Below are 12,289 nucleotides of genomic sequence, written 5' to 3' on the forward strand. Positions count from 1 at the left end.
TGTTCGTCGCGCACTGGACACGATCGACGACAGAGCCCGCCGTCAGCCATAGTACTTGCCGTTGCGGGTGTCCCCCGAATTGCCGTCGTAGTGCACCTTGCGGTAGCGGTGCACCGAACCCTTCTTGACCGCCTGCCAGTGGGCGTACGCCACCGCGTAGTCGTGGTGCTTGTAGTAGGACCCGGCCGACTTGTAGTAGATCCGGTGCCGGGCGTCGCCGCCGCAGTTGGCGAGGTAGCTGTAGGAGTACATCTTCATTCCGCCGAAGTCCGACGAGTAGTACGTCTTCGCCGGGTGCCACACCGAGGCCGGATTCGGATACCCGGGCAGCTCGGCCCAGTTGTACGGGTCCCAGTACAGGTCCCAACAGGTCCGCACCGCCGTGGTGGACATCGCGCTCGACGTGGGCACGGCGAGATCGTCGGCGACGACCGGGGACGCCACGATGCTCCGGTACGCCAACTCCGGTGGGGTCGGCGTGCCGGCCGGCGGCTCCGACAGCAGCGCCCGCGGCACCGGCACGGACCGGGGCGTGATGGTCAGGTACGCCTGCAGCATGCTCTGTTTGTCGTCGTACGCCAGGGGTGCGTTGCGGCCCATCTCCCCGTCCTGCCGCAGACCCCAGTCGCCGGACAGCTCGTCGCGGGAGAACACCACCCGCACACCGTTGCGGTAGCCCAGCCGCGCCAACTCGACGTCGCGGTCCACCTGCTCGTCGTCGTACGCCACCGGTCCTGACCCGGCGGCGGCGCTGGCCGGCGCGGCATTCCACGCGGTAAGCGTCGGTAGGACGACAAGCACTGCGAGCAGTGCGCGTCCCGACAGCACTCGTGCCATCACAACTCCTCATCCGATCGATCGTGAGACGCGGACCGGGCTGATCGCCCTCCGCGTGCCTTGCCGGGACATCCTTCGAGGCGAGGCTCAGAGCGCCGTCAAGGTGGCGTCAAATACGCCGGGATTCGGTGTCGTAACGGCGACGCTCGCGTACGCACGGGCACCCGCGCAGCGCCCAATGAGACTCAGACCAGCGTCGACCGGAAGGCAACTGATGAACGCCACGACGGATCGAGGATGGAGCCGGCGCTGCACCGTCGTGGTCGCCGCGGCCGGGTACGGCAAGACCGTCGCCGTGCGCGGCTGGCTGGGCGACCGCCCGGTGCGGTGGTGCGACGGACCGGACGTCGCGGCGCTGGCGACGGCCGGGCCGGACTGGCTCGCCACCCTCGGTGCGGCGACCGACACGCGCGTCGACGAACCGAGCTGGCTCGTCCTCGACGGCGTTCCGCGCCTGTCCCGCCGCCGGCTACAGACCCTGCTGGACACGCTGGAACGCCTTCCCCCGCAGCTCCGGGTCGTCCTGGTGACGCGCCACCCGCCAACCCTGTCGCCGCGACAGTCGGCCCTGCTCACCGAGTACGGTCCGGCTGATCTACGGCTCTCCCCCGAGCAGGTGGCGTCCGTGCTCGCCGCCGACCACGGCCGGAGCGACCCGGCGCTCGCGACCCGGGTCCACGCCGAGACCGAGGGCTGGCCGGCGCTTGTCACACTGGCCGCGCCAACGGCCACCGCCACGGACTGGGACAACCCGGCCGCGCCCGGGACACCACTGGAGTCCTATCTGGTGCGGGAGGTGTTCGCGGAGCTGCCACCCGAAGTCCACCGACTGCTGCGCGACGCGGCGCGCCTCGACCCCATCCACCCCGAGCTGACCCGTTTTCTCGGCCACCGGCACGGGGGCCATCGGCTGGACCAACTGGCCCGTTGCGGCATCCTCGTCCCGGTGCCGGGGAGCGGGTCCGCGTACCGGATGGTGCCTGTCGTCGCCAGTGTCGCCCGCCGCCGCTTCCCGTTGGGCCCGGCGGCGGCGCGACGCCTGCACGCGCGAGCGGCAGCCTGGTACGCGGAGCACGGACACCTCGTCCCGGCCCTGGAGTCGTACGGGAAATCGGGTGTCCGGGACGCGACGGCGCCGATCCTCGCCGGCCACGGCGCGGAGCTGCTCGCCTCGGGCGGCGCCGAGGCCGTCGTGGACGCCTTCCAGGCCCTCCCCGGGCACGCCCGGTCCGACGGCCTGCGGCTGCTGTACGGGGAGGCGCTCCAGATGCGCGGCGACTTCGACGCGGCGCTCGCCGTCTACGCCGCGCTCGACGATCAGCGGGGGGCCCTCGCCGCCGGACTCGCCTGGCAGTACGGCCTCGTGCACTACCTGCGCGGCGAACCGCAGTCCGCCCTCGAGGTCTTCCGACGCGGTGTGCTCGACCCGCACCCGTCCACCGACAACGCCCGGCTGCTCGCCTGGACCGCTTCGGCCCAGTGGACGACCGGGGACACCGAGGCGTGCCGGCGCAACGCCGAACGGGCCCTCGCGGCAGCGGCAGCGGTCGGCAGCGAAGCGGCCCTCGCCGCCGCGCACACCGCGCTCGCTCTCGACGCCAAGCTGCGCGGTGATCGACCGGCGGCCGACGAACATCACGAGAAGGCGTTGCGGGCCGCCGAGGCGGCCCACGACACCATCCAGGTGACCCGCATCCGCGCCAACCGGGCATCCGCCCTGGTCGGCGAGGGCCGATACCTCGAAGCGCTCGCCGAGGTGCGACCGGCGGTGGAGTTGGCCCAGGCCAACGGGCACGCCGCCATGCTCGCGCTGGCACTCTGCAACGAGGGCGGTGCCCGCTTCCACCTCGGTCAGCTCGCCGAGGCAGCCGCCTGTTACGAGCGGGCCGTACCGCTGCTGCAACGCATGGGGTCCCGCAAGGTGGCGTACCCCTTGGTGGGTATCGGCGACGTCCACGCGCTGCGCGGCCGGACCAACCTGGCCCGCGCGGCGTACGAGGAGGCGCTGCGCGCCAGCGAACCCGTCAACGACAGTCAGATCCAGGTGCCGGCGCTCGCCGGACTGGCCCGCGTGCTGGCCGCCGAGGACGGCGCCACGGCGTTCGCCCTGGCCCAACGTGCGGTTGAACTGGAACGCGGCCCGGACTCGGCGACCGCCCGGCTCGCGCTCGGCTGGGTGGCCCTGGAGACCGGCGACCACGAGCGGGCCGCCGAGGTGGCGCTGCTGGCGTCCACCGCCGCCCGGCTGCACCGTGACCGGGCGGCCCTCGCCGAGGCGTTGGAGCTTCGCGGGGCCGCCGCCGTCGACTCCGACGACACCCGCCACGCCTGGCGGGAGGCGGCGGCGACCCTGCGCGACATCGGGTCGGCCGTGGCCGCGGACCGACTCGCGGTGCTGCTCAGCCGACTACCCGGGGCGGACCCGCAGGAACGGGTCGATGCCCGGCTGGCCGCCGAACGGTTGACGAGCGCCGGCGTGCCGATGCCGTCGCTCAGTCGGCAGCGCCCCCGCTGCGTCGCCCAGGTCACCGTCCGCACCCTCGGACGCTTCGAGGTGTTCGTGGACGGCGCGCAGGTGCAGGCCACCGCGTGGCAGTCCCGTAAGGCACGGGATCTGCTGCGCATCCTCGCCGCCCGGCGCGGTCGCGCGGTGCCCCGGGAGCAGCTCGGCGAGATGCTCTGGCCCGCCCAGGACCCGGACCGGGTCAGCCACCGGCTGTCCGTGGCCCTGTCCACCCTCCGCGGTGTGCTCGACCCGGAGCGCCGTACGTCGACCGACCACTTCGTCATCGCCGTACACCCCAGTCTGGCGCTCGACGTCGGTCACGTGGAGCTGGATGTCGAGGAGTTCCTCACCGAATCGGCTCACGGCCTACGCCTGGCCGAGCACGGTGCCACCGACGACGCGCGCGCCACGCTCCTCCTCGCCGAACAGCGCTATCGGGGTGACTTCCTGGAGGACGAGCCGTACGACGACTGGTCCCGACCGACCCGGGAGGAGGCACGCCGGGTCTACCTGCGCGTGGTACGCAAGCTGGCCGCGCTGGCGCACGCCCTCGGCGACACCGACGAGACCGTCCGGCACCTCGGCCGCGCGCTGGAGCTGGAACCCTACGACGAGGGCGTGCACGGCGAGTTCGTCCGGACGCTGACGGCGGCGGGCCGACACGGCGAGGCCGCCCAGGCGTACCGACGGTACGTGGAGGCGATGTCGGCCATCGGCGTACCGGCCCAGGCCCGCGGGGACCTCGCCCGACGGGTGGCGGAGGTCAGCGCGGCGGCGTGAGAGGCGCCTGGCGGGCGGTGGGCCCACCAGGCGGCGCTCCGCTACCTGCCGTTGAGTTTGATGGTCACACCCTGGTCGGCGCATGCCGTCTGGAGACCCGTGGTCGCGGCCTCCACCGAGGCGAGGAACGCCATCGCACCCATCTCCTGCCCCTTCGGCAGTTGCTCGATCTGCCAGGCGATGTCGACAAGCGCGGTGCCGTGTCGGCGGATGTCCTCGTGCCGGGAGTCCTCGAACAGCTCCCGCGTCTTGCGATACTGAGCCTCGGTGAACGTGCTGCCGCCGGAGCCCTTGACGCTGCCGTCCGGGTCCTTGCCCTCGGCCATCGCCCTGCACGCGGCAACCCCGGAGTCCTCCTTGAGGAACGCCTCGTACACGGTGAATCCGGTGGCCACGAGCATCAGCAGGGCGACGAAGGCGACGCCGGCGATCAGCAGTGGCCTACGGCTTGAGGCCCCCGCCGGCGGCGAGGACGGGTGTCCGGGTTGATCCGGCGCGGGATCCTGCGGCCCGACCGGGTGAGGCTGGTACTGCTGCGGCGGGTGTGCCGGGCCGCCCGGCTGGTAGGGCGACTGCGGCTGCTGGGCCTGGTAAGGGTCGGTCAAGGTGTGCTCCCCGCGTGTTCTCTGACGCCGGAATCCAGACAACCACGCGCCCGGCACACGTGTGCACCCCGGGGCCGGACGATTTTCGCGGCGGTTTGGTTCCTGTTACGGCGGGAACCCGCGGCACCGGAGAGGTCGGGCAACGGGTCCTGCTGTCCGGAAACGTCCCAGCGACACAACGGTAGGCGGGAGGCTCATGCGCTGGTTCCGCGCGGCCCGCGGCGCCTCGACGAAGGACGCGACCAGGTCCCGCCACCCGATCGGCGCGGAGCGAGATCCGAAGCGGGTAGTGACCTTCAGCGACGCGGTCATCGCCATCGCCGTCACCCTGCTCGTCCTGGAGATCAAGCCGCCGGAGGACACCGAGCACCTGCTCGGCGGCCTCGTCGAACTGTGGCCCTCCTACGTGGCCTACGCCATCACCTTCCTGCTGATCGGGCAGATGTGGGTGAACCACCACGTGATGTTCGACCACATCGGTTCCGCCGACCGCATGCTGCTCCTGCTCAACACCGTGCTGCTGATGGTGATCGCGTTCCTGCCGTTCGCCTCGTCCCTGCTGGCCCACGCGTTCGAGTCCGGCCACGGCAAGCGAACGGCGTTGATCTTCTACGGGGCCACCTACGAGGTGGCGGCCATCCTCTTCAACGTGATCTGGGAGTACGCCAGATCTGGCCGTCGCCTGCTGACCTCGACCACTGACAACGACACCGCCCGGGCGATCAGCAGGCGGTTTCGCCCCGCGCCCGTCTGGATCGCCGCCGGGACCGCGCTGGGCGCGCTTCATCCGGTCGTGGGCCTCGTCGTGGTCACCGCGTTCATCCCCTTCTACTGGCTGCCCATCAGGGGCGAGGTGGACAGCATCAGGCGCACCCGCGAGCAGAGTCACGGTGACGCGTAGCCATGGGCTCCCAGACCGGTGCGTCGGGCTCGTCGTTGTAGACGACGATGTCCGCGTGCCGGGTCGGGCGATCCCTGGCGGCGTAGAGCTGCTGGGAGGGGAGGTAACGCTCGCGCCAGCGTCGTTCGACGTCCGCCCGTGTGGACGCCCGGCGCTCCCGGATCACGGCACGATCCACTGTCTTCTCCGGCGCCGTCGACACGAAGATGCGCAGCTCCCACCTGTCGATCAGTTCCGGGCGCAGCAGGAAGACGCCGTCGAAGACGAGCACCGCGTCGGCTGCGGCAGTCGTGAGCGCCGGAGACAGCACGGCATCCGTGGCGCGGTCGTAGATCCTGTTTTGGAAGCGTCGATGTCCGCCCGGCCCGAGCGGATCGAGCAGGACCCGGTTCAGCGCGTGGTAGTCGTGGGTGTCGTAGTAGCAACCTTCGGCCGAGTATTCGCCGCGCGGATAGCGCTGTGCCCGGGGGTGGAGGAAATCGTCGATCGTGGCGCGGATGACGCTCCGGCCCTGGTCGCGAAGCACGACGGCCAGTTCGTCGGCGAGGGTGGTCTTACCGGCGGCGGGTGCTCCGTCGACGGCGACCCGCGTCGGGTGGGCGGCCGCGACGGATCCGACCGTCTCGGCCAGGCGCTCGAGCAACTCGACGCGGGTGCCGTGAACCATGTGAACGTCCCTGCTGGGTCAGGTCGACGTACTCGACAGGTGTTTCCGGGGTCGGGCTGGCCTGCGCGCGCGACCGCGCCGGCGTCCGGACATTGTCGTACGCCGCCGACAGCCGCGCCAGGTCACGGCTCGACGCACGATTCCTTGATCACGTCCGCGCCCGATAGGTCAGGCGGCGCAGGACGATCTCGGCGGGACCGGGTCGCCTGCGCCTGTCGAGCTGACCGGCCATCAACACGGTGGCGAGCCAGACGGTCACCGCGATGACCAGGCCGGTCACCGTGGGGCTGCCGAAACGGTCGCCGAGGGCGAGCGTGAAGGGTGCCAGGAGGACGAGCCAGGCCACGGACTGGAACAGATATCCCGACAGGGAGCGCTGACCCAGGGCGGAGAGTGCGCCGACGACACGGCCGGACCGCGTGGCCCGGATGGCGAGCAGGCCGAAGACGGCCACGTAACCGGGTCCGGCGAACATGCCGCTGGCGCCGTGGAGCAGCAACGTCAGGCCGGCAGCCGACTCGTCGACGTGCAGCCATCCGGCGCCGACCAGGGCGGCCGGGAGTCCTCCGGCGATGGCGACCCCGAGGCCGAGGACGGCGGTCCAGGTGAGCAGGGTCCGGTGGCGGGCCGGTTCTTCGAGGATGCGGTGGCGAGCGGCCCACATGCCCAGCCAGGCGATCATGATGAAGGGCAGGACGGTGAGTGTGTGCGTCGGCCATTCGACGAGGCGGTCCAGCGTCGCCGTGGCGTACCCGGGCGCGGCGAGGGAGTCGACGTGTGTCGACGGCAGCGGCGCCGAGCCGCCCGAACCGCCGAGGATGGTGCCGACCACGATCGCGCCGATGACCAGCACCTCGACTGTCGCCAACGCCCAGAGGACCAGCGCGACCCGGTGGAACCTGTCGCCGCGGCGCAGGAGCAGCAGGGTCATCACGATGCCGACGATCCCGTACGCGCCGAGGAAGTCGCCGTAGTACAGGAGTGCGGCGTGCACGAACCCGATCACGACGAGCCAGAGGTTACGGCGTAACAGCACGGAACGGACCTGCTTCGCAGTGGCGCCGGAGGCGTCCTGGCGGCGGGCGAGCTGGACGAGTCCGTAGCCGAACATCACGGCGAAGACCGGATATCCGCGGGCATGTGCGAGGTCCAGGAGCAGGAGATTGAGGCCCCGGTCGACGCCTTCGGGCGTGGCGTCGAGGCCGGGCTCGCCGGCGAAGACGACCCCGGCGACGTTTGCCAGCGCGATGATCAGCAGCATCGCTCCTCGGGCCAGGTCCGGCGCGAGGGCGCGTTCGGCGCCCAGCACCGGCCCCCTCGATGTCCGCACAGCGGTATCCGTGCCCATGTTCGTCTCCCCCGCTCGGTATTAAGTTTCAATCATAAAGTATCACAGGCAAACTAATGGGGTCTGGCATGATGGGGTGGTAACTGTCCGGGCGAACGTGGGAGCCCATGACCAGCGAGGACTTCATCCCGGCGCCGCTGCGCCGGCTGTGGGGGATGCCAGAGTCGTCGCGTCTCGGGCGGCCCGCGACCCTCGACGTCAACGCGGTCGTCGCCGCGGCGGTGCAGATCGCCGACCGCGACGGGCTGGGCGGCGTGACGCTCCCGAAAGTCGCCGAGAGCCTCGGGTTCACGAGCATGTCGCTCTACCGGCATGTCGGATCCAAGGACGAACTGCTCACCCTCATGGCCAACGCCGCGCTGGGTCAGCCACCGAAAATCGACACCGGCGACTGGCGGAAAGGGCTACACGGTTGGGCCTTCGCGCAGCGCGCGGTGTACCAGCGTCGGCCCTGGTTGACGCGCGTGCCCACCTCCGGGCCACCCGCCGGGCCGAACCAGATCGCCTGGATGGAGACCGCCCTGGCGATCATGTCCCGCACCCACCTGGACTGGGCACACAAGATCGGCGCACTGTCGCTGATCAGCGGCTACGTGGTCCAGTCGGTGCGCCAATACAGCGAACTCACCGACGGCAGGGCCGAAGGCCAGGGGCAGGCCGACACCGAACGCGAATACGGCCGGGCGCTGGCGCGGCTCGTCGATCCCGCCCGCTTCCCCGAGACAGCCCGCCTCTTCTCCTCGACCCTGTTCGAGGCGCCACCGTCTGACACTCCGGACGCGACGATCGCCGATGCGGACTTCACCCTCGGGCTGGAGTTGATCCTCGACGGCATCGCCGTCCGGGTCGAAGGCGCCGACTCCTGACACCGACGCCCGAAGCGGTGTCACTCCCTGCCCGTAGCCTGCCGGCGAGCCGACCGACGGCGGTAAGGCTGAGTCGTACGACGGAGGGTGTGATGTCCGCAATCGCGTCACTGACCGTGGTCGGAAGGGACAGCGTCCCCGAGCTGGCCCGCCTGGCCCGCATATCGTCCTCGTCGCTCCGCTCGTACCTGGCCGAGCACGGGCGCGAGGCGCGGCAGGAGTACGGCTGGTCCGGCTACTGCATGCTGTACCTGCTGACCTATCTGGACGAGCGCGGCATCGACCTGCAAGCGTCGGAGTTCGATGCCGAGTCGGATGCCATCACCAGCGCGCACGGCTACACCGTGCTCATCACGTCAGGCCATCAGCAACTCCTGGATCAGCTCGACCCCGCCGCGCACCGCACGGAGGAGCTGGCAGCCTACTTCGCCGAGATGGGGATGGACTTCGAGGAGAGCGCCGTGGCCGGTCGGGACGGGCTGAGGCTGTTGCGCGACAGCATCTCCGAACTCCGCGACGACCAGGTCCTGCTGCTGCACCTCGGCTGAGGCGTACGTCCAGCTTGTCGCTGCCGAGCTGGTCCGCCGGGACGCTCACCGGTGGGGTGAGAAGGTGCGGGTCCACTCCCCTCGTGATCATGTCAAAGCCGGCGTTGGCGGAGACGAGGTCGCCGTGCCGGTCGACGATCACGGCCGGGTACGGCAGGTGCCCGTGCAGGACGCGTTCGAGGGCCGTTCGGACCGGCGCGAGTTGGGGTCGTCCAGGTCGTGTTGTGGGTACGCGGGCGCGAATCCGGCGGCGAGGAGCAGTTCGTTGCGTTCGCGGATCGGCTATCGCGCGGTTCCCGACTGGCCCGCCGCGGTCCGCGACCTCACCGGCGGGCGAGGGGTCGACCGGGTCGTCGACACCGCCGGAACGTTGGAGCAGTCGCTGAAGTCGCCGGACACGTGGCGTTCGTCGGGTCCCTCGCGGGTGACTGGCCACCACTGGATTCTCGTCTGCTGTTCGGTGTCGCCGCGACGGTCCGGGCGTTGGCAGTCGGGAGTCACGCCCAGTTCGTCAAGCTGAACGAGGTCATCACCGCGCACCAGCTTCGGCCCGTCAGCGACCGTGCGTTCCCGTTCGCGCAAGCCGCCGAGGCGTTCTGGCACTACGAGTCGGCCCGCCCGTTCGGAAAGGTCGTCATCGAGGTCCGATGATCGGCGTGCGTGACAAGATCATCCCTTGTTTCGGCTGGTCGGAGACGATTTCGGCGGTGCGCTCACCTGTTGGCCGAGCACCGGGTGTCCGAGGCGACGGCAGAGCGGGCCATTCGCACGGTCCAGGCAAACGCACAGGTCGTTAAGGTGCGTGGGTGACAATCACCGACAACGGGATCCGGACGGCCCCCGACCCAGCACCGACGCGGCCCGCCGCCCCCGCCCGCCCCGAGGCGGACCGACTGCACATGCTCGACGTCCTGCGGTTCGCCGCAGCCCTGTCGGTCGTCGCGTTCCACGTCGTGCCGATGGTCGGGTTCGTGTAAGGGGTGAACGTCGACAGCTATCTCGGCCACGTCGTCGCGCAGGCCAGCCGCTACGGGTGGATGGGTGTGCCGGCGTTCTTCGTGATCTCCGGGTTCGTCATCTGCATGAGCTCCTGGGGCCGGCGGCTCAGCCAGTTCGCGACGTCCCGGGCTGTCCGCCTGCTACCCGCCTACGTGGTGGCGGTGCTGATCACCGCGGCGATCCTCATCGTGTCCCCGACCCCCGGGTTCGACAGTCCCTCGTTCACGCAGGTACTGACCAACCTGACCATGCTGCAGGGGCTCGCCGGCGTACCGAACCTGGACACCGTCTACTGGACGCTGCTGGTCGAGGCGAAGTTCTACCTGCTCTTCGCCGCGCTGGTCTGGGCGGGCCTCACCTACCGCCGGGTGGTGGCGTTCTGTGGACTGTGGCTGGTGGGCGCCCTGCTCGCCCAGGTGTCCGAGGCCCGACTGCTCGTCGAACTGTTGGAGCCGAAGTGGGCACCGCTGTTCGTGTGCGGCATCGTGCTCTACCTGATCCACCGATTCGGCCCGAACGCCCTGCTGTGGTGCATGCTGGCGGTCAGCGCGATCCTGTCGACCCGCTCGATCGAGCTGGCGACGGAAGAGCACGCCAAGACGGACCCGATCAACACGCCCGTCGCCCTGGCCCTCTTCGCCGTGTCCCTGGCCCTGATGATCGGCGTCGCGCTCGGGTGGACCCGGAGAGTGCGCTGGCCCGGGACCGCCACGCTGGGCGCGCTGACGTACCCGTTGTACCTGCTCCACTTCCACGTCGTGTTCCTGGCACTGCGGCTCGGCGTCGGTCACCTTCCGGGCTGGCTGCTGCTGGCCGCGTCACTGGTCGGGGTGCTGTTGCTGTCGTACCTGGTGCACCGGCTCGTCGAACGGCCCGGCTCCCAGGCGTTCCGGCGCGGCCTGAAGCACGCCTTCGAGCAGATCGCGACCCGCCGCTGAGCCCAGGCAGGAAGATGCGCCCCCACCGGTTGGTGGGGGCGCATCTGCGTCTGGTTGATTCTCACGTCCGCGTTGTGGTCTTCAACGCGAAGGCGGCGAGCGCGCAGTAGACCACGCCGGCAGCCCGGTCGAGTGAACGTAATCGCAGCCTCGGTGTGAGCGTTCGCAGGAATCCGCCGGCCAACGCCCAGCACAGGTCAGGAATGCTGGCGAGCGCAATAAACAGCAAGCCAAAGATCAGCAACTGTACGGGGACGGGACCCGCATCGGCAGAGACGAACTGGGGCAGGAAGGCCAGAAAGAAGACGGCGGTCTTCGGATTGAGAGCACCGACGAGCAGGCCGCTGCGGAATGCGCTGACAGGTCTCAGGTCTCCGCGGGCACCGCCACCCGCCTGGGCAAGAGTCCCCTCCTTGCGGGAGCGGAACGCCTTCCAGGCGAGCCACAGCAGCCACGCCGCGCCGGCCAGCTTGACGACTGTGAACAACTGAGCGCTCGCCGCTATGACGGCGGAGACGCCGACGACAGCACCGAAGACATGTACGAGATAACCGATCTCGACTCCGAGCAAGCTGAACAGGCCGATGGCACGGCCCTTCTGCACCGAGTTGGTCAGAATGAACGCGACAGACGGGCCGGGGAAGCAGACGATCGGGATGGTGGTGGCGAGGAAGAGTAGTAGCAGGTTTCGGCTGATCACACCTTCTCCTTGCTCACACAGCCTTCGGTGCTCGTTACTCGTCTTCGACCTCGGTGCGATAGACGGTCAAGCCACGTCGCTGATAGTTGCGCAGCGCGTTCGGGTGGTCCAACGAGGATGTGTGCAACCAGACCCTGCGGACAGCCGGAGACTCCACGGCCTCGCTGTCCCATGCCTGCCGAATGGCCAGGGTCAGCGCATGGCCACCGAGGCCCCTTCCGACATATTCGGGTAGCAACCCAAAGGTGGTGATCTCCACATCGCCGCCCGGGTGGGGTTCCAGATCAGCAATCCCCACGGTGTCGTCCTTCAGGCTGATGAGCCAGTACTGGCGCAGCGGATGACGCCGCTCCAACTCCTGCCACTCGTCGTCGGTGCGAGACGCGCTCCGCCACCCGTAGGGTGCCCCGATCTGAGCACTGACGGCACGTACGAGCGGCAGGCCACCGTCGACGCGCCGCAGGCGAAGGTCCGGCACCACCTTCCCCGGTCGCAGATCCTCGACGTTGTGCATCTCCAGGTGAGTGACAACCTTTGCCATCCCGGCAGGCTACCCATCGATCCGAGGAGGCCCAACACAGCGCTGTACGCGGA

13 protein-coding genes and 1 pseudogene are annotated in these 12,289 nt (G+C 69.9%); 7 read left to right on the forward strand and 7 right to left on the reverse strand.

The annotated features are described in order from the left end of the window. Positions 1–42: 42 nt before the first annotated feature. Complete coding sequence (locus tag ACLQ29_RS32010) at positions 43–837, reverse strand: hypothetical protein (RefSeq protein WP_425775109.1); 795 nt, start codon at positions 835–837, stop codon at positions 43–45. Between the two features lie 214 nt (positions 838–1,051). Between ACLQ29_RS32010 and ACLQ29_RS32015 the strand changes: the two genes are divergently transcribed. Further along, on the forward strand, positions 1,052–4,123 hold the full coding sequence (locus tag ACLQ29_RS32015) for a BTAD domain-containing putative transcriptional regulator (protein WP_425775110.1): 3,072 nt from the start codon (positions 1,052–1,054) through the stop codon (positions 4,121–4,123). 41 nt (positions 4,124–4,164) lie between these two features. Here the strand turns inward: ACLQ29_RS32015 and ACLQ29_RS32020 are convergent, their stop codons facing one another. Then, on the reverse strand, positions 4,165–4,728 hold the full coding sequence (locus tag ACLQ29_RS32020; RefSeq protein ID WP_425775111.1) for a hypothetical protein: 564 nt from the start codon (positions 4,726–4,728) through the stop codon (positions 4,165–4,167). A gap of 196 nt (positions 4,729–4,924) precedes the next feature. On the opposite strand from ACLQ29_RS32020, the gene ACLQ29_RS32025 reads away from it, so the two are divergent. Continuing rightward, a complete protein-coding gene (locus ACLQ29_RS32025; protein ID WP_425775112.1) occupies positions 4,925–5,629 on the forward strand; it encodes a TMEM175 family protein in 705 nt (234 codons plus the stop codon). Here the strand turns inward: ACLQ29_RS32025 and ACLQ29_RS32030 are convergent. Together ACLQ29_RS32030 and ACLQ29_RS32035 are read right to left on the reverse strand one after the other, a co-directional pair. After that, positions 5,592–6,296, reverse strand: a complete 705-nt coding sequence (locus tag ACLQ29_RS32030; RefSeq protein ID WP_425775113.1) for a uridylate kinase — start codon at positions 6,294–6,296, stop codon at positions 5,592–5,594. The two genes, ACLQ29_RS32025 and ACLQ29_RS32030, sit on opposite strands and share 38 nt — an antisense overlap. A 148-nt stretch (positions 6,297–6,444) precedes the next feature. Next, a complete protein-coding gene (locus tag ACLQ29_RS32035) occupies positions 6,445–7,626 on the reverse strand; it encodes a DUF418 domain-containing protein (RefSeq protein ID WP_425775114.1) in 1,182 nt (393 codons plus the stop codon). Positions 7,627–7,751: 125 nt separating this feature from the next. Here ACLQ29_RS32035 and ACLQ29_RS32040 point away from each other — a divergent pair, with 125 nt between their 5' ends. Together ACLQ29_RS32040 and ACLQ29_RS32045 are read left to right on the forward strand one after the other, a co-directional pair. After that, entirely contained in the window at positions 7,752–8,510 is a 759-nt protein-coding gene (locus ACLQ29_RS32040) for a TetR/AcrR family transcriptional regulator (protein WP_425775115.1), read from the forward strand. 92 nt (positions 8,511–8,602) lie between these two features. Next, a complete protein-coding gene (locus ACLQ29_RS32045) occupies positions 8,603–9,058 on the forward strand; it encodes a hypothetical protein (RefSeq protein WP_425775116.1) in 456 nt (151 codons plus the stop codon). A 124-nt stretch (positions 9,059–9,182) separates the two neighbouring features. On the opposite strand, the pseudogene ACLQ29_RS32050 reads toward ACLQ29_RS32045, so the two are convergent. Further along, a pseudogene (locus ACLQ29_RS32050) lies at positions 9,183–9,497 on the reverse strand (hypothetical protein); the annotation flags it as partial. Between ACLQ29_RS32050 and ACLQ29_RS32055 the strand changes: the two are divergent. The 3 genes from ACLQ29_RS32055 to ACLQ29_RS32065 all read left to right on the forward strand — a co-directional run bounded on the left by ACLQ29_RS32055 (position 9,458) and on the right by ACLQ29_RS32065 (position 10,995). Then, positions 9,458–9,709 (forward strand): zinc-binding dehydrogenase, encoded by a 252-nt coding sequence (locus ACLQ29_RS32055; RefSeq protein WP_425775117.1) that lies wholly within the window; start codon positions 9,458–9,460, stop codon positions 9,707–9,709. The pseudogene ACLQ29_RS32050 and the gene ACLQ29_RS32055 sit on opposite strands and share 40 nt — an antisense overlap. A 155-nt stretch (positions 9,710–9,864) precedes the next feature. Continuing rightward, positions 9,865–10,035, forward strand: a complete 171-nt coding sequence (locus ACLQ29_RS32060) for a hypothetical protein (protein WP_425775118.1) — start codon at positions 9,865–9,867, stop codon at positions 10,033–10,035. Between the two features lie 3 nt (positions 10,036–10,038). Continuing rightward, entirely contained in the window at positions 10,039–10,995 is a 957-nt protein-coding gene (locus ACLQ29_RS32065; RefSeq protein WP_425775119.1) for an acyltransferase family protein, read from the forward strand. A gap of 61 nt (positions 10,996–11,056) precedes the next feature. Here the strand turns inward: ACLQ29_RS32065 and ACLQ29_RS32070 are convergent, their stop codons facing one another. Together ACLQ29_RS32070 and ACLQ29_RS32075 are read right to left on the reverse strand one after the other, a co-directional pair. After that, positions 11,057–11,695: a LysE family translocator gene (locus tag ACLQ29_RS32070; protein ID WP_425775120.1), complete on the reverse strand. Its 639-nt coding sequence runs from the start codon at positions 11,693–11,695 to the stop codon at positions 11,057–11,059. A 34-nt stretch (positions 11,696–11,729) separates the two neighbouring features. After that, entirely contained in the window at positions 11,730–12,236 is a 507-nt protein-coding gene (locus ACLQ29_RS32075; protein ID WP_425775121.1) for a GNAT family N-acetyltransferase, read from the reverse strand. Between the last annotated feature and the right edge of the window lie 53 nt (positions 12,237–12,289).

It is taken from the genome of Micromonospora sp. DT228 (assembly GCF_049841595.1).
Lineage (GTDB): Bacteria > Actinomycetota > Actinomycetes > Mycobacteriales > Micromonosporaceae > Micromonospora.

Excerpts from the sequence above, each read along its gene's own strand:
- ACLQ29_RS32010 (WP_425775109.1), bottom strand. The coding sequence starts at position 837 with ATGGCACGAGTGCTGTCGGGACGCGCACTGCTCGCAGTGCTTGTCGTC.
- ACLQ29_RS32015 (WP_425775110.1), top strand. The coding sequence starts at position 1,052 with ATGAACGCCACGACGGATCGAGGATGGAGCCGGCGCTGCACCGTCGTG.
- ACLQ29_RS32025 (WP_425775112.1), top strand. The coding sequence starts at position 4,925 with ATGCGCTGGTTCCGCGCGGCCCGCGGCGCCTCGACGAAGGACGCGACC.
- ACLQ29_RS32030 (WP_425775113.1), bottom strand. The coding sequence starts at position 6,296 with ATGGTTCACGGCACCCGCGTCGAGTTGCTCGAGCGCCTGGCCGAGACG.
- ACLQ29_RS32040 (WP_425775115.1), top strand. The coding sequence starts at position 7,752 with ATGACCAGCGAGGACTTCATCCCGGCGCCGCTGCGCCGGCTGTGGGGG.
- ACLQ29_RS32045 (WP_425775116.1), top strand. The coding sequence starts at position 8,603 with ATGTCCGCAATCGCGTCACTGACCGTGGTCGGAAGGGACAGCGTCCCC.
- ACLQ29_RS32075 (WP_425775121.1), bottom strand. The coding sequence starts at position 12,236 with ATGGCAAAGGTTGTCACTCACCTGGAGATGCACAACGTCGAGGATCTG.